Below are 17339 nucleotides of genomic sequence, written 5' to 3' on the forward strand. Positions count from 1 at the left end.
GCAGTAGGCCCACGCGCTTTGCGCTTTTAAAGGCACTCATGTTTAACATCGTTCTTGTCCATCCGCAGATCCCCAACAACACCGGCGCCATCGGGCGCCTCTGCGTCAACACGGGTGCCACGCTGCACCTGATCGAGCCGCTGGGATTCGATATCAGCGAAAAGGCGGTCCGGCGGGCGGGGCTGGATTACTGGCACAAGATCGACCTGCATGTCTGGGAGAGCCTGGAGGCGTTTACCGCAGCGCACCCCGATGCCGCGCGGTACCACCTGGCGACGACCAAGACGGAGCAGCCCTATTTCGAGCATACCTTCCGGGAAGGGGACTACCTCTTTTTCGGCAGCGAGACCGCCGGGATCCCCGCCGAGCTTCTCAACGCGCATCCGGAAGCCTGCATGACAATCCCCATGACGCGGGAGGGGCGCAGCCTCAACCTGGCGATCAGCTGTGGGATTATCCTCTATAAGGCGATTGAACAGAACTTTGAGACCTATAAGGAGATGATGTGAACGGGGTAATCGATACGATCATGCTGATCCTCTTTGTGCTTTTCATGTTTATGATTTTCGGCGGTTACCATCGCCAGAAATTCGAAGAGCGCGAAAAAGAGGAAAAACGCAAAGAGGCGGAGGAAGAATCCGCGTCATCCGATACAAAGGCCTAGGCTCAGAGCAGCCTGTCGGCCAATCTTTCCAGAGAGTGTTCAAACTTCTCAAACCATGATTCCGCTTTTCTGATCATCTGTGCCATGGGAGCTCCCTTTGTCATTCGATTTGACCTATTGTAGGACTGCATGACATCTTTCTTTTCAAATATTGCAATTTGACATATAATTTTGCTACGATCTTACATCGCTATACCATTATGCTATACAAAACAACGCGTAAAAGAAGGAGCTGAAGATGAAAGAGTTTGCCGACATCGTCGAGGAGATCAAAGATATCGTTTCCGGCGAGCTTCCTGGGAAAAAAGTGTTCGACAAGGATGTCGCCTCCCTGCTCGGGATCTCGCAAATGAACTTTGCCACCCTGAAAAAACGCAACAAGATCCCCTATGAGGAGCTGCTGAACTTCTGCGCCAAACGCTCCATCGCGATCAACTGGCTGCTCTTCGGCCAGTCGCCCGAAAGCCTGATCGAACCGACCAACAAGTTCTATATGGTCCGCTATTTCAGCGAGATCAGCGCCTCGGCCGGCGGCGGGGCGGACGTGTTCGACGAGGGCTCCGAACCGATGATGCTGAGCGGGAATTTCGTGCAGACCCTCGGCGGGGAGCAGGAGCTTCGCTTCATCGAGGCGATCAATGTCAGCGGGGATTCGATGGAACCGACCTTCAGCTACGGCGACATCATCTTTGTCAACCGCAGCAAAAAGGATATCGGCCGGGGCGGGATTTTTACCATCAATACCGAAGGCGGCCTTTTCATCAAACGCCTCCACAAGCGAATAGATGGTAAAATCGACATTATTTCTGACAATAAAGAGTACCCCGTCCAGACCGCCGCTCCCGATGCCATCGAGATCATCGGACGCGTTGTCGGGCGGTTCGGTCAGGTCGATTAACCGTCCCAGGGGCGGGAACCGGAGAGAAGATGTTTTCCCACCCACGCCCTTTGACCGCCCTGGCGGCAGCCCTCCTGGCCCTGTCGCTGGGCGGCTGTACCCCCAAAATGCTCCGGGACACGGCGGCCGAAACGCCGCTTCCCCCTCTCGCCGGCGTCGAGGACCTTCAGCGTTTCCCCCAGACGATCGATCCCTACCTTATCCGGCTGCAGGAGCGCAACGCAACGCTGCCGGTACAACAAGGGTACGAAAGCACCTATTACAAGGTGTGGGACGACGCGTATACGCCCGAAGCGCTCGAAGAGGTCAAGTGGCCCTTTGATGTCTACCGTCCCGAAAACGCCTACGGACAGAACCTCCAGCCCCTCTCGCAGGCATGGTTCTATGCGATGCTGCGCGAAGCGAACTGGCAGGCGTACGGCAGCACTGCCGGCCGTGCCGTGGCGCTGCGCCGCCTGGATCTGCGCAACTTCCCGACGGAGAAGCCCCTGTTTCGCGACCCCTCGGTGGCCGGGGAGGGGTTCCCCTTTGATTACCTGCAGAACAGTACCGTTTTCGCTGGCGAACCGCTCTATATTTCGCACTACTCCCGAAGCGGGGCATGGGCCTACGTCATGACCTCCTACGCGACGGGCTGGGTCCCCGTCGACCGCATTGCCCCCGTCGGCAGAGCGGAGCGGGAGGTCCTGCGGGCACAGCCTCTGCTGGGGCTGCTCGAAGACCGCATGCCGATCCACTCCCTGCGGGGACGCTATATGTTCGAAGGGTATGTGGGCATGGTCCTGCCGCTGCAGCAAAAAAGCGCGGCGCAGTGGCGCGTCGACCCGGCGGGCCACGCCGGGACCGCAGAGATCCGGCGGGAAGCAGCGGCGCCGCTCCCGCTCACCTTCACCCGCGAAAACATGCGCCGGGTCATTGCGCCGATGATGCAGACAAAATACGGCTGGGGCGGGCTGTACGGCGAGCGGGACTGCTCCTCGACGCTGCGGGACATCTTCGCCCCCTTCGGCCTCTGGTTGCCGCGAAACTCCTACAAGCAGTCCAGGCTCGGGAAGGTTATCTCGTTCGAAGGCCTTGACGACGCCGCGAAACTCGCCAAGATCGCTGCGGAGGGGAGACCCTTCGAGACGCTGCTCTACCTCAAAGGGCACATCCTGCTCTACCTGGGCGTCTACGACGGCGAGCCTGCGGTCCTTCACACGGTCTGGGGCGTCAAAACCGTTGACGACGAGGGGAACTTCGGCCGCCACATTATCGGCAAGACCGTCATCTCATCCCTGCGCCTGGGTCACGAACTGGAAGGGTACAGCGACGAATACTCTCTGCTGCATAAAGTGGAAAGTATGAATTTCGTTTTTGAAGAGGAAGAGGAGTAGGTACCGCGGAAGCGGTACCTAGTGAAGGTCGGCGTTGAGCTTGACCTCGCGGCGGGAGCGCAGGGCGATCATCTCGCCGGTAAAGGAGTCCTGGCGGTAGTGGATGCCGTTGAGACCGGCAAGCTCTTTCCCTTTGAACCAGTCGCCTTCGAGCTCGACGCCCGGATTGGCGGCTTTGATCTTCTCGAGCTCTTCGTATTCGATAAGGAACTTCGTCCCTTCGAGGATCGCGATACCCGCATCGATGATACAGGCGTCTCCCAGCGGGATGCCGCAGACGGAGTTGGCGCCGAGGAGGCAGTTCTTGCCGATGGAAATCGGGTTGCCGTCGGTGCCGCTGAGGACACCGAGGATGGAAGCGCCGCCGCCCACATCGGAACCGTCGCCGACGACCGCGGAGCTGGAGATGCGCCCCTCGACCATGCTCACGCCCGTCGTACCGGCATTGAAGTTGATGTAGCTTGCCCCCGGCATAACGGTCGTACCGGCATGCAGCTGGGCACCGAAGCGGACTTTGGACGTTTCAAGGATACGGGTATTGTCCGCCGGGATGATGTGCTGCAGGAAGCGCGGGAATTTGTCGACGAAGTCGATGTGCGGGTACTGGCCGGAGAACTTGAGCTCGATCTCGTTTTCGCGGAGCCAGTCGAGTTCGATCGGCTGGCCGTCGCTCCAGGCGACGTTCGGCAGGGCGCCGAACGCGCCGTTCAGGTTGATGCTGCGCAGGGCAACCTTGCCCAGGGACATCGCGTAGAGCTTCAGGTAGGTTGCCTCGACGCTCTGGCACGGCGCATCATTGAAAATGAAGACAACGCGGAACTCGCCGTCGCGCATGCCGCTCTCTTTGATCTGGTTGTACAGCGCAGAGATCACCTGGATGTTCTTGTGGGCATCGCCGTAGGCCTCGTCCGCATAAGGCGTGAAGGCGTTGAGACAGCTCTCGAGGAAAGGCAGGGTGACGTTGCAGATCGCTTCGTCGCCGCTGATATCCACCGGGCAGCCGCTCTCTTTGAGCGCCTCCATGAAGATCGCCGCGCTGCCGAAGTTCTCGTCCCAGTTGACGACCGGGTAGGTCGCCTGCAGGATCTTGTCGGTGTTCAGTTGTCCGAAATCGACCCGGCAGATACCGAAGGCGACCGGTGCCTTGTACCCTTCGCCGTTTTGAATGTCAGCCACTTTGGCCTTGAATGCGTCTGCAGTTTCAATCATTTCCATTCACTCTATCCTTGAATTTTTTCGGAATTCTAACACAGACCAGCTCTGATAACCCTGCATCTGACTTGGCAGCGGGATTTTCTAAGGCGCGTATTAAGGCGCTTCATTGATGCAAAACCGAAGCTGTCGGTTAGAAGTTGCGGTGTTATACTTTCGCAAAGGATTGAAGCAATGAGCAACTGGTCGACGTTACTGCAGTCGGATGACTATCTCGGTGTCAAGAAGAGCCTCAAAGAGGGCGCCGACGTCAATGAAAAAAGCGAGCACGGGGAGTCGGTGATCGCCCAGGCGCTGCGCCTGCGCTGCAGCGATGAGCTGCTGGAACTACTGGTCGGGGCGGGCGCGGACCTCTTTGATGCCGATGATGAGGGTGTGAGCGTTTTTGATGTCGCGATCACCTATAACAACCCGGCAATGGTGCGCAAGATCATCGCTGAAGGGGTCGACGTCAACGAGACCCGCCGGGCCAGCGGCTTTACCCCGCTGATGGCCGCCGTCTGCTATAACCGCAAAGAGATCGTCGAGCTTCTCATGGCGAACGGAGCGGATACCGCCATAACGGACAAGCTGGGGCTGACCGGCGCCGATTACGCCCGCAAAACCCATCGCAAACAGATGCTCGGCCTGTTGGGGGAAGAGGGGGCAGAGTGATGGAACAGATCAAAACCGTCTTTCTTCTCTCCTCGCTGGCGGTGCTGTTCGTGATGCTCGGCGGCTATTTCGGCGGCATGAACGGGGCGCTGATCGGCCTGCTGCTTGCCGGCGGGATGAATTTCTACGCCTATTTTTATTCGGACAAGATGCTGCTGCGGCACTACCACGCCGAACCGGTCACGCCGGAGCAGAACCCTCGCCTCTACCGCATCATCAGCTCCCTCGCGCACAAGGCGGACCTTCCGGTCCCGGCGATGTATATCATCCGCGAGCAGACCCCGAATGCCTTTGCCACGGGGCGCGATCCGGCACACGCCGCCGTCGCGATTACCGAGGGATTGCTGCAGATGCTTGACGATGAGGAGGTCGAAGCCGTTATGGCCCATGAGCTCTCCCACGTCAAACACCGGGATATGCTCATTGCCACGGTGGCCGCCTCCATTGCCGGTGCCATTGCGATGATCGCCAATATGATGCAGTTCGGGGCGATGTTCGGCAACAACCGCGGGCGCAACCCCATCGTCATGATCGCATTGGCGCTACTGCTGCCCCTGGCGGCCAGCGTCATCCAGATGACCATAAGCCGCTCCCGGGAGTTTATGGCCGATGCCGGCTCCGCGCGGATCACGGGGCACCCCGAGTGGCTGCAGCGGGCCTTGCGCAAACTGGAGACCTACAACACCCGCGGCAGCGTACAGGGCGCGACCCCGGAGAACGCCCACCTCTTTATCGTCTCACCCTTCGGCGGCAAACGGCTCTCTTTCGGGGAGCTATTCCGCACCCACCCGACGACGGAGCAGCGCATCGCCCGCCTTGAACTCCTCAAAACGGGGAACAGTCCGAAACCTTTCGAGCGCCACTACCGCTAAAAAAGCTTCTCCTGCCGCTCGTTCTCGAGGGGCTTGCGTTTTTCCTTGCTCAACCACTCTTCTAGCAGGTGCTCGACGACTTTGCTCAGGCTCATCTTATAGCGCTGCCGCGCGTATTTCATGCTTTCGTTCCAGACCTCTTTGTCGACGATGAGCGAGCGGGTTATCTCATTTTTCGGCTTCATGATATCATCCAATATTAATTATATACAAAATTATATAGTAATTTTTAGGATGCGTCAAATAGGGGATGACGGTTAAAGCCTTTTTAAAAAAGGGGAGAATAGAATGGTTGCCAAGGAGTGTCTATGAACCTGTCCAACGTTATCTCCGGCTTCTTCATTATCCTCGCACTGACGACGAACTTCGGTTTCTTTTACGGTGATCCGACGGTCATTGACGAGCACAGCCGGTATGAGCTTTTCGCGGCGATTATCTTCAACCTGATCGCGACCGTCTACAAACTGGGGGACAAGACGCAGATCGGCGCCGTATTGCTGGCGACGAGCCTGGTGGCCGATATCCAGCTCATCAGCTCCGCGTCGGTCTGGGCCTTCGGCGAATACGTCGTCGGCATGAACACGGAGGTGGTCGTCGCGATCATCTCGCTCTCGGGCGGGGCCATGATCGCCAATATCGTTTCCGTCATCCTCTTCACAGCGGAAACCATCAAATCGAAGCGCTGAGGCCGTGGACAATACCGCGCTTTTCCTGATCATCCGGCGCCTGCGGGTGCCGATGTTCGTGCTGATCACGACCTTTGGCATCTCCATCCTGGGCATGGTGCTTATCCCCGGCGTGGACGAGCAGGGACGGCCCTACCATCTGACTTTCTTTGACGCCTTCTATTTTGTCACCTATACCGCGTCGACGATCGGTTTCGGGGAGACGCCCTACAGCTTTACCTACCCGCAGCGTCTCTGGGTCTCTTTTTCCATCTACCTCTCCGTCATCGGGTGGTTCTACGCCATCGGCGCCATCGTTGCCCTGATGCAGGACAAGGTGCTCGCATCCCAGATCGACCTCTCGAAGTTCAAAGGCAAAATCCACGGCATCCGCGAACCTTTCATCATCTTCGTCGGCTACAACCTCCTGGCCAAAAGCATTATCCGCAAACTGAGCGACGAAGGGATCCAGTCCGTCGTTATCGAGAACGACGCGATGCGCATCGACGAAATGGTCCTGGCGAACTACACGCTGGAGATCCCGGCGCTGCACGGCGACATCAACGACCCGGACGTGCTACGCATGGCCGGTGTCAACAAGCCCCTGTGCCAGGCGGTTGTCTCCCTCTCCAGCGACGATGCGATGAACCTGCATACGGCCATGGCGGCCAAACTGCTCAATCCCCACGTGAAGGTGATCGTCGAGGCGACCTACGAGGAGTATGCGGAGAACCTCAATACCATCGGGATCGAGATCGTCGAAAACCCTTTCAAAATCGTGGCCAAGCGGCTGTACATGGGGCTGCGCGCCCCCTCGCTGCTGATGCTGGAGCAGTGGATCTACGGCGAACCGCTGCAGCTGCACCCCCGTGACATGATCCCCACCGAGGGCAAATACATTGTCTGCGGCTACGGCCGGATGGGCAAGGCGCTGCGCATCGCGCTCAAGCGTGCCGGCATCGAGTACGTCTTTATCGAAACGAACCCAAAAAAGGTGCGCCAGATGCGCAAGGACGATGTCCACATCATGGTGGGGGAGGGGCAGGACAAAAAACTCCTGCTCGATGCCGGGGTCAAAGAGGCCTCCTGCATCATCGCCGGCATGAACGACGACTTTATCAACCTGAGCATCGTGATGGCGGCGAAGAAACTGAACCCCAACATCTTTACGGTTGCCCGTCAGAACAACATCCACGACGACAGCGTCTTCAAAGCCGCAGACATCGACCGGGTGACGATCGTCAAGAACCTGCTGATCAATCAGACCTATATCGCCATCGCGCGGCCGCTCAGCGAACGGTTCCTGCAGCTGATCAAGAACAAGGGGGCGGAGTGGGGCGACGGCCTCATCATCACCCTCAAACAGATCATCGGCGACAATCCCGACAAGCTGGAGACCGTCGTCGACGAAGAGCATGCATACGCGCTCTGCCGCCACCTGGAAAAAGGGGAAACGGCGGAGCTGGAGATCCTGCTCCGCAGCCGTAAAGATCACCGCTACTGCAACCGCGCCGTTGCGCTCTACCTGCGGCGCGGCGATGAGGATTTTCTGCTTCCGGACCCGGGGATGCCACTTCAAATCGGCGACCAGCTGCTGTTTGCCGGGGACAGGGAGTCATTCGAGGATATCGCCTACAGCATGGAGAATCTCTATGAGCTGCAGTATGTTCTCGAGGGTAAAAGCTGTGCCACCTCCGTCAGCTGCCGCCTGCATACGGGACGCTGATCAGACGATATCGATCACGCTGATCTCACTGGGGGCGAGCACCCGCAGCGGGGGTCCCCAGTAGCCCGTGCCCCGGCTGACATAGATCTGTTTGTCCGCATCGACGCGGTAGCGCCCCGCGAGGTAGGGCTGGTCGATCATCACCAGCAGGCCGAAGGGGAAAATCTGCCCGCCGTGGGTGTGGCCGCTAAGCATCAGGTCGTACGCCTTGTGCTGCATGACCCGCGTACTTTTGGGCTGATGGGAGAGGACGATCGTTTTCAAGGCGGGGTCACACTCCGCAAAAGCGGCTTCGACGTCGTAGGGCATTACCCCCATCCGTTTGGAGATCAGGTCGTTGACGCCGACGAGGTTGAACCGCTCGGCGATCTTCACGCTCTCATTGTCAAGCACGGTAATACCCAGTGCATCGCGCAGGTGCGCCACAATGGCCTCCACGCCGTGGAAATATTCGTGATTCCCGGTAATGAAGAAGGTCCCGAAGCGGGACTGCAGCGCTTTGAGGGGTTCGAGTTCCGCGGCAACGTGTTCGATCTTCCTGTCGACAAGGTCGCCGGTGATGACGACCATGTCGGGGCGCAGTGCATTGGTGCGCGTCACGCACGATTCAACGAACTCCCTGCGGATGTCCAGGCCGATGTGCATATCGCTGAGTTGGACGATACGGAAGGGCTCCGCATCCGTTTCGCCCAGTGCGATCTGTTCAAAACGGAGCATCGGGCGGCGCAGACCGCCGATCAGCCCATCAAGAAGGTAACTGACGGCGGCGATGATCATCGTGAGATCAAAGCCGATCTTGATGAAGCGGCGGCGTTCGGGCTGAAAAGGGATGCGCTCCGCGGCCGTATGCATCAGGTCATAGACGAGGGCGACGAAGAAGAGGATGAAGGTAACGCCGACGCTGCTGCTGAGCAGGTAATAGAGCAGCGGCGAATCGGGCAGGAGGTGGGTCAGGGTCTGAAAAACGAAAAAGACCTCGACGATGAAGAGGAAAAGCGCGGCGGCCCTCCACGCCCCGGGCGTTCCGAAGTGAAGTCGTCGCAAGAAACGGCGGTAGGCGTAGAGGTTCAGCGCGCCCATGACGGCGGTGAACACGAAGCCGAAAAGCAAAAAGCGTATCATGTGATCTGGAAGGCGATCTCTGCGTCGTGCAGAAAGTCGGTAAAGAGCGCGAACGCATCGTCAACGTCGGGGGTTTCGCTGCCGGCGACGGAGATCTCGACACGGGCGACACCGTCTCGTAGCATCGGAAGCGAAGAGAACTCGATCGCCTCCGGCACCTTTTTCATGACGTCGATCAGCGTGTTTTCGCTTGTCTCGGCGATCAATGTTCGGCGATGGAGGTGTTTGGGCTGGGAGAAGTGTCCTTTGATGGCGGCTTCGATCATAGGGTGTGCCATCTCCGGGAAGCCCGGTACGAAAAAGTAGCGGTTCTCCAGGGCAAAACCGGACATATTGTTGACGGGGTTTTTGAGCAGGGTGACGCCGACGGGCAGGTCCGCCATACGGATGCGGTGGGGACGGGCCTCGTCGCCGAAACGCTCGATAATGTCCTGCTCGAACTGGAAGTGGCGCCGCAGCGGCTTATCGGTAAAGACCTTCGCCGCGATGGGACGGGTCAGGTCGTCGGGGGTCGAACCGATCCCGCCGAAACTAAACAGTACGGCATCCGGATCGGCGAGGACCATGCGATAGGTGGCTTCGATCAGGGAAGCGTCGTCTTTGATGACCAGCGAGGCGTATAGGGCGTGCCCGTACGAGCCCAGGGCCTCTTTGAGAAAAGCAAAGTGCCTGTCGTTGCGGCGGCCGTTGAGGATCTCGGTCCCGATAATGACAGCATAGAAGTGTGGCGTATTCATAGAGGTATTATAGCGTCTGAAAGGGGAAGGAGGGCGGAGCCGCCCGGCGCTTATTTCAGCGCGGAGAGGATCGTGGTCTGGACCGTGTCGATCGGCTGGGTACCGTCGATACGGATATATTTGACGGCGCTGTTGTTTTCGGCTTCCGCCGTGTAGTAACCGATCAGCGGTGCGGTCTGCTCGTGGTAGACGCGCAGGCGGTCAAGCACGACCTCTTCTTTGTCGTCGTCGCGCTGCACGAGCTCTTCACCGGTGATATCATCCTTACCCTCGACCTTCGGCGGGTTGTAGACGACGTGGTAGGTACGGCCCGACGCCAGGTGGGCGCGGCGGCCGGACATGCGGCTGACGATCTCGGAGTCCGGGACATCGATTTCGATCACCGCGTCAATGGCGACGCCTGCTTCTTTCAGCGCGTCTGCCTGGGCGATAGTGCGCGGGAAACCGTCGAGCAGGAAGCCGTTCTTGCAGTCATCTTCCGTAATGCGCTCTTTGACGAGGCCGATGATGATCTCGTCGGTGACAAGCTTGCCCGCATCCATGAAGGATTTCGCCAGCTTGCCCAGTTCCGTGCCCGCCTTGATCGCCGCGCGGAGCATGTCGCCCGTGGAGATCTGCGGAATATCGAACGCCTTCGTCAGAAACTGTGCCTGGGTGCCTTTGCCTGCGCCGGGCGCGCCGAGTAGAATGATTTTCATGCTTTTCCTTGTTAAATTAAACTTTCGATATGGGCCTGCATCTCGTCCGCGACCTGGGCGAGTTCGCGTTCGCCGTTGATCTTGTGCAGCAGCCCTTTTTGCGTATAGAAGTGCTGGATGTCGGCCAGCGGCTCGACGTAGACCTTCATGCGGCGTGCAAAGACCGCCTCGTTGTCGTCCGCCCCGCGTGCGCGTCCGAGGACGCGGTCACGGGCGATCTCTTCGCTGACAACAACCTCGATGACGTTTGCCAGTGCCACCTCGGGTTCGCCCGCGAGGTAGTCGTCGAGTGCTTCCATCTGCTCGATGGAACGGGGATAGCCGTCGATGATGACCGCGCTGGTCGGCGCCTGCTTGATCGCACCGACGATCGTCTCGATCGCAATATTGATGGGAACGATCTCGCCGCGGTCGATGATAGCCTTGATGATCTGACCGCGTTCGCTGCCGGTCGCCACCTCCGCACGGAACATATCGCCGGCGGAGTAGTGGGTGATCTCCGCGTGGCGGGAGGCGATCACTTCGCAATCGGTCGTTTTGCCCGAACCGGGCGCGCCGATGATGAGAAAGAGTTTTTTACGACTCATGACTGGCTTTTGGATTCTCTGGTGCGGATATGCAGTTCACGCAGCTGGGCGTTGTCGACGCTGCTCGGAGCCTGGGTAAGCAGACAGGAGGCCTTCTGGGTTTTCGGGAAGGCGATGACGTCGCGGATGCTGTCCTTTTTGGCGAGCAGCATGATGAGGCGGTCGAAACCGATCGCGAAACCGCCGTGCGGCGGCGCACCGAACTTGAGAGCGTCGAGGAGGAAACCGAATTTCTCCTGGGCTTCCTCCTCCTCGATGCCGAGGAGTTTGAAGATCTCCTCCTGGACATCCTGCTTGTGGATACGGATGGAACCGCCGCCCAGCTCGACACCGTTGAGGACGATGTCGTAGGCGATGGATTCGATGTCTTCGACGTGCTCGTGGTTAAGGTCTTTAGGCATCGTGAAGGGGTGGTGCAGGGCTTTGACGCGTCCTTCGTCGATCTCGAACATCGGGAAGTCGACGACCCAGAGGAATTCGAAACGGTCTTTGTCGACGAGGTTCATCTTCTCGTGCTCGGCGATAAAGATACGGAAGCGCCCCATGTAGTCCCAGACGGTGTGCTTATCGCCGGCGCCGAAGAAGACGACGTCGCCGACTTCAAGCTCGGTACGGTCGATGATCGCCTGGATATCTTCGTCTGAGAAGAACTTCGTCAGCGGTCCCTTGAGGCCGTCCTCTTTCATCTGGAAGTAGCCAAGACCCTTCGCGCCGAATTTGCGGACGTAATCCTCGAAACTTTTCATCTCGCGCTTGGAGAAGACGAGGTCGGCGCCCGGAACGCGGAGCGCCTTGATGCGGTTGAGTTTCGGGTTCTTCGCGATGGCGGTGAAGATCTCGTTGTCGCAGCGCTCGAAGATGTCGATGACGTCGACCATCTCCAGGCCGTAGCGCATGTCGGGCTTGTCGGAACCGTACTTCTCCATCGCTTCACTGTGCGGCATGCGCGGGAAAGGGGCCTGCACGTCATGGCCGGCGGCTTTGAACATGCCGACGATCAGCTTTTCGGCGACGGCAATGACCTCTTCCTGGTCGCAGAAGCTCATCTCGACGTCGATCTGGGTAAATTCCGGCTGGCGGTCGGCGCGGAGGTCTTCGTCACGGAAACATTTCGCGATCTGGAAGTAGCGGTCGAAGCCGCCGACCATCAGGAGCTGCTTGAAGAGCTGCGGGGACTGGGGCAGGGCGTAGAACTCGCCTTCGTGGACACGGCTGGGTACGAGGTAGTCGCGCGCACCTTCCGGGGTGGATTTCGTCAGAATCGGTGTCTCTACTTCGAGGAAACCGAGCTCGTCGAGGACGTTGCGTGCCGCGATGGCCGCTTTGGAGCGCAGTCTGAAGGTGTCAAACGAGGAAGTGGAACGCAGGTCGAGGTAGCGGTACTTGAGCTTGGTCTCTTCGCCGACGTTCTCGTCGCCGATGACAAACGGCATCGGGGCGGAGCGGTTCTCGATGACGAGTTCATCGACGACGACCTCGATGGCCCCCGTTTTGAGGCGCGGGTTCGTCAGCCCTTCGCCGCGCAGACGGATGGTCCCTTTGGCGATCAGGACGAACTCGTCGCGGACGTCGTTGGCGATCTGGTGCGCTTCGGCGTTGTCCGCCGGGTCGCAGACGAGCTGGATCAGTCCGGTTTTGTCACGCAGGTCGATAAAGATGATGCCGCCGTGGTCACGGTAACTGTTCGCCCAGCCGGCGAGTTCGACGCGCTCGCCGACGTTGTTTTCGTTTAAATCGGTACAGTAATGGCTTCTCAAAACGTAGGGTCCTTGCGCTCGCAGGAAAATCCTGCGGCAAAAATTTTCGCGATTATATCGCATAGGGGATTCAGCATTGCTAAAGGACAGGGGTAAGATGGCATTCAATGCATGTTTCTGCCGGATCGCCGAACAAAACGGACAGTTGTGCAGGCGGCGTGAACCGTTTACGCACAAAGCCTCTACAACGATATTATCCATCCTTGGTGAAACGTTAAGTAACAAAAAAACTAGTAAAACTTATATGTAAATGTTATAATCGCCGCCACAAAGCGCTCCCGGCGGCGGTGTTGCTCGGAGTGACGACCGCCACGTTTAGTGCGTTTACGTTGCATGCTAAAGGACCCCCGTGACATTTTTTTTGAAGCCAATACTGCTTTTCGCACTGTTTGCGACTGCGCTACAGGCCTTTGAAGCCGACGTAGAAACGGGGGCGGGGGTGTGGTACGCCAAGGCATCGGGGGATCTGACCTATAGCGAAAACGGGGGAAGCGTCAGCTCCGTCGGGGACCTGGGCTACAAGGATGAATACAACTTCTACATCTTTGCAGAGGTCACGCCCAGGGAAGTTTCGCCCTTCGTGCCGAGCCTCCGCCTTGCATACACGTCGATTGCCTATAACGGGCGCACAAAAAGCTCCGTGACCTGGGGACCCTTCCTCTACCAGGCGGATGCGCCGAACAAGGTGAGCGCGGAGGAGTATGACGCGACCTTCTACTATACGTTTGCGGAGATGCTCTCCTGGATATCGTTGGATGCCGGTATCAACGTCAAGTACGTCACGACGCGCTATACCATCGACGACAGCTCTTTTCACTATGATGAAAGTGACGTCACGACGCTGCCGCAGCTCTACCTGCATGCGAGCATGCCCGTCATGCAGCTGCCGGCAGCCGTTGAACTCTCCTACTATTATTATGATGAAGGCAGTTTCACCCTCTACGATTTCCGCCTGGCGGGGCGGTACGATTTCGAGACGGTCATGCCCCATTTCAAGCCGTCGATCGAACTGGGGTATCGCATGCATCGGCTCTGGCTCCAAAAAAAGAGCTATAACACGAAGATCGATCTCCTGCTAAAGGGGTTTTACCTGGAAGGTTCGCTGCACTTTTAACAATCTGACTCGAAATCACGGCGGCGATGCGCAGCGTGGTATAATCTGTTCCATGAATGAAACAGCGCAGATTTCACTGAAAAAAGTCGGCATTATCCTGCGGCCGTCGACGCCGGAACTCAAAGAGGTTTTCTACCGGGTCAAGCAGATATTCGAGGCCCATGGCATCGAAGTGCTTATCGACAACCTCAGCGGCGGCATGATCGGCGTTCTGGGGCAGCAGTTTGATATCCTCTGCCGGGAGAGCGATCTGCTGGCCACGATCGGCGGCGACGGGACCCTGATCTCCGCCGTGCGCCGGTCGCACAGTTTCGGCAAGCCCGTGATGGGGATCCACGCCGGGAAACTCGGCTTTCTCGCCGACGTTGCGCTCGACGAGCTCGATGAGATCCTGACGCAGATTCAGAACGGGGAGTACCGTATCGACGAACGGGCGATGCTGCAGGCGGTGATTACGACGGGGGCGGGGGAGAAGCGTGTCGTCGCCTTCAACGACATCGTCATCACGCGTCCCTCCATCTCCAAGATGATCCATGTCGAGACCTTCGTCGACGGCAAAAACTTCAACACCTATTTCGGCGACGGCGTCATCATCTCCACCCCGACGGGTTCGACCGCTTACAACCTCTCCGCCGGGGGACCGGTCCTCTTCCCCTTGACGAAGGTCTTCGCCCTGACACCGATCTGTCCGCACTCGCTGACCCAGCGGCCGGTCGTCCTGCCCGGGCAGTACGATATCGAAGTCCGGACACCGGACCAGAGCGCGCTGGCCGTTGTTGACGGGCAGGATATGTACGAGTTCGGCGAAGGGGACAGCATCCGCATCTCTCTGGCCGATATGCCGGCCAAACTCCTGCACCGCAAAGCCTTCAACTACTTCGATGTGCTCAAGGAAAAACTGAACTGGGGGGAAGGATGATCGAACATTTCCATCTGCGCGACTGTCTTACATTTGAAGAGGTCTCCATTGACCTCAAACCGGGGCTCATCGTCTTTTCGGGCCCCAGCGGCAGCGGAAAGTCCGTCTTTATGCGTTCCATCCTCGCCTCGTTTGGCCTTGATGACCCCATCGCGGCCCTGAGCGAATCGGTTGTCTCCTGGCAGATCGACGAAAGCGCCAGCGGGCTGCTCAATGAAAGCCCCAACGTGCTGCGGGAAGTGAAGAAAGAGAAGGCGCGCTACTTCTTTAACAGCCAGGCCATCTCCCGTGCGACGGTGGCGGAGCTCAGTAAAACCCACCTGCGCCATCTGAGCCTGAAGGATTACAGCGATTTCGATTCGGACGCGCTGCTGGGGCTGATCGATGCGACGGTCTCCGTTTCCGATGCGAAACATACGCACCACGTCAGTCTTTATCACCAGGGCTATCTGCGGCTCAGGCATCTCGAGCAGGAGATGGAGCGCCTCAAATCGGACGAACGCAAACTCCGTGAGCAGGAGGAGTTCGCCCGTTTCGAAGTCAACAAGATCAACGAGATCGGTCCGGAACCGGGCGAATACGACGCTTTGCTCGAGATCAAGAAGTCCCTGTCGAAAAAAGAGAAACTCGAAGAGAAGATCGGCCATGCCCAGCAGATCTTCGATTATGAGCATATCGTCAACGAAGTGCTCGAATCGCTGGACATCGACGGCGCCTTTTTCGACGATACGATGAACGAACTCCGGACCCAGTTCGATTCGGCCCAGGAGCGTTTCGATGACCTCGAGGGCACCGATATCGAACAGGTCCTCAACCGCCTGGAGTCGCTTTCGGAACTGAAGCGGCGCTACGGCAGCATCGAGGAGGCGCTCTCCTACCGCGACAGTAAACAAAAAGAGCTCGACGTCTACGAATCCCTGGAGGAGCATGTCGAAGCGCTGCAGCAGGAACTCAATACCCTCTACACCTCCCTGACGCAGAGCGCCGCGCAGATCTCCCTTGCCCGCAGCGGCGCCTTGTACACGCTTAACGACTCCATCAACGGCTATCTGCACCAACTCTACCTTGATGGTGCGGAAGTGACACTGACCCACGGCGATTTCGGCCCGCAGGGGCAGGACCGCGCCTCCTTGCAGCTCAAGGGCGCGCCGCTGCAGCAGATCAGCGCCGGGGAGTTCAACCGTTTGCGGCTTGCGCTCCTGGCGGTCAAGTCCGAAGGGATGCAGGGGCAGCAGGGCGTGTTGATGCTTGACGAGATCGACGCCAACCTCAGCGGCGAGGAGTCCATGAGCGTTGCCCGGGTGCTGCGGACCCTCAGCCGCCACTTTCAAATCCTTGTCATCTCCCACCAGCCCCAGCTGACCGCCATGGGCGAACAGCACTTCATCGTCACCAAAAGCGAGCACAGCCACGTCCGGGAACTGGCCACGCAGGAAGAGCGGATGGAGGAGATCGCCCGGATCGTCAGTGGCGAATCGGTTTCGGAGAAAGCCCGCCATCTGGCCACGGAGCTGCTGGAGACGGCCCATGTCAGCGCCGAAAGGGTCGTCTCGTGATCATCGACACCCATATCCATCTCGACGATGAGCGTTACGAAGAGGACCTCGATGCGGTGCTCGAGCGCGCCGAACGCGAGGGCGTCGAGGGCCTGATCATCCCCGGCGCCGATGTCGAGACCCTGCCTCGGGCCATCGCGATCGCCGAAGCGCATGAGAACGTCTTCTTCGCCGTCGGTATTCACCCCTACGATCTTGACGGCTTTGACACGGCCTGTTTCGACGAATTCCTCAACCACCCCAAATGCGTCGCGGTAGGCGAGTGCGGGCTTGACTATTTCCGGCTCGAAGGTAGTGAGGAGGAGCAGGCCGAAGAGAAACGGAAACAGGCCGAGGTGTTCCGGGCCCAAATCCGCATCGCGCTGGCCTACGGCAAACCGCTGATTGTGCATATTCGTAACGCCAGCCATGATGCGCGCGTCATCCTCGAAGAGGAGGGGGCATCACGTGTCGGGGGCGTCCTGCACTGCTATAACGCCGACGAAGAGCTTCTGGTGCTCGCCGGCCAGAACTTCTATTTCGGCATCGGCGGGGTGCTGACCTTCAAGAACGCGCGCAAGCTGGTGCAGGTACTGCCAAACATCCCGAAAGAGCGCCTCCTGATCGAAACGGACGGCCCCTATCTGACGCCCCATCCGCACCGCGGCGAGCGCAACGAACCGGCCTATACGAAACTGGTTGCCGCAAAAATGGGCGAGCTGCTCGACATGCCCGTCGAGACGGTCGAGGCGGTAACGACCCGGAACGCCTCGCGGCTTTTCGGCATTTTCTAACAACAGGGC

Annotated in this window: 19 protein-coding genes; 12 read left to right on the forward strand and 7 right to left on the reverse strand. The window is 58.6% G+C overall.

The window, feature by feature from the left end; all coding sequences use genetic code 11:
- Positions 1-38: 38 nt before the first annotated feature.
- The 4 genes from WCY31_RS06235 to WCY31_RS06250 all read left to right on the forward strand — a co-directional run bounded on the left by WCY31_RS06235 (position 39) and on the right by WCY31_RS06250 (position 2938).
- Positions 39-509 carry a tRNA (cytidine(34)-2'-O)-methyltransferase gene (locus WCY31_RS06235; RefSeq protein WP_231018009.1) on the forward strand — a complete coding sequence of 157 codons (471 nt, stop codon included), beginning with the start codon at positions 39-41 and terminating at the stop codon, positions 507-509.
- Positions 506-664 carry a hypothetical protein gene (locus tag WCY31_RS06240; protein ID WP_231018010.1) on the forward strand — a complete coding sequence of 53 codons (159 nt, stop codon included), beginning with the start codon at positions 506-508 and terminating at the stop codon, positions 662-664. The genes WCY31_RS06235 and WCY31_RS06240 overlap by 4 nt, the downstream gene beginning before the upstream one ends.
- Before the next feature lie 238 nt (positions 665-902).
- On the forward strand, positions 903-1562 hold the full coding sequence (locus tag WCY31_RS06245) for a LexA family transcriptional regulator (RefSeq protein WP_345971440.1): 660 nt from the start codon (positions 903-905) through the stop codon (positions 1560-1562).
- A gap of 29 nt (positions 1563-1591) precedes the next feature.
- Positions 1592-2938 carry an SH3 domain-containing protein gene (locus WCY31_RS06250; RefSeq protein WP_345973716.1) on the forward strand — a complete coding sequence of 449 codons (1347 nt, stop codon included), beginning with the start codon at positions 1592-1594 and terminating at the stop codon, positions 2936-2938.
- Positions 2939-2956: 18 nt separating this feature from the next.
- Here the strand turns inward: WCY31_RS06250 and WCY31_RS06255 are convergent, their stop codons facing one another.
- The gene (locus WCY31_RS06255; protein ID WP_345973718.1) at positions 2957-4153 is read right to left on the reverse strand and encodes a tetrahydrodipicolinate N-succinyltransferase N-terminal domain-containing protein; all 1197 of its coding nucleotides are present in this window, start codon (positions 4151-4153) and stop codon (positions 2957-2959) included.
- Between the two features lie 171 nt (positions 4154-4324).
- Between WCY31_RS06255 and WCY31_RS06260 the strand changes: the two genes are divergently transcribed.
- Positions 4325-4804, forward strand: a complete 480-nt coding sequence (locus tag WCY31_RS06260) for an ankyrin repeat domain-containing protein (protein WP_345973720.1) — start codon at positions 4325-4327, stop codon at positions 4802-4804.
- Positions 4804-5676 (forward strand): zinc metalloprotease HtpX, encoded by an 873-nt coding sequence (gene htpX, locus WCY31_RS06265; RefSeq protein ID WP_345973722.1) that lies wholly within the window; start codon positions 4804-4806, stop codon positions 5674-5676. The genes WCY31_RS06260 and htpX overlap by 1 nt, the downstream gene beginning before the upstream one ends.
- On the opposite strand, the gene WCY31_RS06270 is transcribed toward htpX, so the two are convergent.
- Positions 5673-5873, reverse strand: a complete 201-nt coding sequence (locus WCY31_RS06270; protein WP_345971446.1) for a hypothetical protein — start codon at positions 5871-5873, stop codon at positions 5673-5675. The genes htpX and WCY31_RS06270 overlap by 4 nt on opposite strands.
- Before the next feature lie 111 nt (positions 5874-5984).
- Here WCY31_RS06270 and WCY31_RS06275 point away from each other — a divergent pair, with 111 nt between their 5' ends.
- Both WCY31_RS06275 and WCY31_RS06280 read left to right on the forward strand, forming a co-directional pair.
- Positions 5985-6362 (forward strand): DUF6394 family protein, encoded by a 378-nt coding sequence (locus WCY31_RS06275; RefSeq protein ID WP_231018017.1) that lies wholly within the window; start codon positions 5985-5987, stop codon positions 6360-6362.
- A 4-nt stretch (positions 6363-6366) separates the two neighbouring features.
- Positions 6367-8067: a potassium channel family protein gene (locus WCY31_RS06280; protein WP_345971447.1), complete on the forward strand. Its 1701-nt coding sequence runs from the start codon at positions 6367-6369 to the stop codon at positions 8065-8067.
- On the opposite strand, the gene WCY31_RS06285 is transcribed toward WCY31_RS06280, so the two are convergent.
- The 5 genes from WCY31_RS06285 to aspS are packed head-to-tail and all read right to left on the reverse strand — an operon-like array spanning position 8068 to position 12968.
- A complete protein-coding gene (locus tag WCY31_RS06285; RefSeq protein ID WP_345973724.1) occupies positions 8068-9189 on the reverse strand; it encodes a metallophosphoesterase in 1122 nt (373 codons plus the stop codon).
- Positions 9186-9926: a competence/damage-inducible protein A gene (locus WCY31_RS06290; protein ID WP_345971450.1), complete on the reverse strand. Its 741-nt coding sequence runs from the start codon at positions 9924-9926 to the stop codon at positions 9186-9188. The genes WCY31_RS06285 and WCY31_RS06290 overlap by 4 nt, the downstream gene beginning before the upstream one ends.
- Before the next feature lie 50 nt (positions 9927-9976).
- Positions 9977-10624: an adenylate kinase gene (gene adk, locus WCY31_RS06295; RefSeq protein ID WP_345971452.1), complete on the reverse strand. Its 648-nt coding sequence runs from the start codon at positions 10622-10624 to the stop codon at positions 9977-9979.
- 11 nt (positions 10625-10635) lie between these two features.
- Entirely contained in the window at positions 10636-11211 is a 576-nt protein-coding gene (locus WCY31_RS06300) for an adenylate kinase (protein ID WP_345971454.1), read from the reverse strand.
- Complete coding sequence (gene aspS, locus WCY31_RS06305) at positions 11208-12968, reverse strand: aspartate--tRNA ligase (protein WP_345973726.1); 1761 nt, start codon at positions 12966-12968, stop codon at positions 11208-11210. Before aspS ends, WCY31_RS06300 begins: the two co-directional genes overlap by 4 nt.
- Before the next feature lie 349 nt (positions 12969-13317).
- On the opposite strand from aspS, the gene WCY31_RS06310 reads away from it, so the two are divergent.
- The 4 genes from WCY31_RS06310 to WCY31_RS06325 are packed head-to-tail and all read left to right on the forward strand — an operon-like array spanning position 13318 to position 17330.
- A complete protein-coding gene (locus WCY31_RS06310; RefSeq protein ID WP_345973728.1) occupies positions 13318-14082 on the forward strand; it encodes a TIGR04219 family outer membrane beta-barrel protein in 765 nt (254 codons plus the stop codon).
- 52 nt (positions 14083-14134) lie between these two features.
- Positions 14135-15001, forward strand: a complete 867-nt coding sequence (locus tag WCY31_RS06315; protein WP_345971458.1) for an NAD(+)/NADH kinase — start codon at positions 14135-14137, stop codon at positions 14999-15001.
- The gene (locus WCY31_RS06320) at positions 14998-16557 is read left to right on the forward strand and encodes an AAA family ATPase (protein WP_345971459.1); all 1560 of its coding nucleotides are present in this window, start codon (positions 14998-15000) and stop codon (positions 16555-16557) included. Before WCY31_RS06315 ends, WCY31_RS06320 begins: the two co-directional genes overlap by 4 nt.
- Positions 16554-17330, forward strand: a complete 777-nt coding sequence (locus tag WCY31_RS06325; RefSeq protein WP_345973730.1) for a TatD family hydrolase — start codon at positions 16554-16556, stop codon at positions 17328-17330. The genes WCY31_RS06320 and WCY31_RS06325 overlap by 4 nt, the downstream gene beginning before the upstream one ends.
- Positions 17331-17339 lie beyond the last annotated feature (9 nt).

It is taken from the genome of Sulfurimonas sp. HSL3-1, assembly GCF_039645995.1.
Lineage (GTDB): Bacteria > Campylobacterota > Campylobacteria > Campylobacterales > Sulfurimonadaceae > Thiomicrolovo > Thiomicrolovo diazotrophicus.

Excerpts from the sequence above, each read along its gene's own strand:
- WCY31_RS06235 (WP_231018009.1), top strand. The coding sequence starts at position 39 with ATGTTTAACATCGTTCTTGTCCATCCGCAGATCCCCAACAACACCGGC.
- WCY31_RS06245 (WP_345971440.1), top strand. The coding sequence starts at position 903 with ATGAAAGAGTTTGCCGACATCGTCGAGGAGATCAAAGATATCGTTTCC.
- WCY31_RS06250 (WP_345973716.1), top strand. The coding sequence starts at position 1,592 with ATGTTTTCCCACCCACGCCCTTTGACCGCCCTGGCGGCAGCCCTCCTG.
- WCY31_RS06255 (WP_345973718.1), bottom strand. The coding sequence starts at position 4,153 with ATGGAAATGATTGAAACTGCAGACGCATTCAAGGCCAAAGTGGCTGAC.
- WCY31_RS06260 (WP_345973720.1), top strand. The coding sequence starts at position 4,325 with ATGAGCAACTGGTCGACGTTACTGCAGTCGGATGACTATCTCGGTGTC.
- htpX (WP_345973722.1), top strand. The coding sequence starts at position 4,804 with ATGGAACAGATCAAAACCGTCTTTCTTCTCTCCTCGCTGGCGGTGCTG.
- WCY31_RS06275 (WP_231018017.1), top strand. The coding sequence starts at position 5,985 with ATGAACCTGTCCAACGTTATCTCCGGCTTCTTCATTATCCTCGCACTG.
- WCY31_RS06285 (WP_345973724.1), bottom strand. The coding sequence starts at position 9,189 with ATGATACGCTTTTTGCTTTTCGGCTTCGTGTTCACCGCCGTCATGGGC.
- WCY31_RS06290 (WP_345971450.1), bottom strand. The coding sequence starts at position 9,926 with ATGAATACGCCACACTTCTATGCTGTCATTATCGGGACCGAGATCCTC.
- adk (WP_345971452.1), bottom strand. The coding sequence starts at position 10,624 with ATGAAAATCATTCTACTCGGCGCGCCCGGCGCAGGCAAAGGCACCCAG.
- WCY31_RS06300 (WP_345971454.1), bottom strand. The coding sequence starts at position 11,211 with ATGAGTCGTAAAAAACTCTTTCTCATCATCGGCGCGCCCGGTTCGGGC.
- WCY31_RS06315 (WP_345971458.1), top strand. The coding sequence starts at position 14,135 with ATGAATGAAACAGCGCAGATTTCACTGAAAAAAGTCGGCATTATCCTG.
- WCY31_RS06320 (WP_345971459.1), top strand. The coding sequence starts at position 14,998 with ATGATCGAACATTTCCATCTGCGCGACTGTCTTACATTTGAAGAGGTC.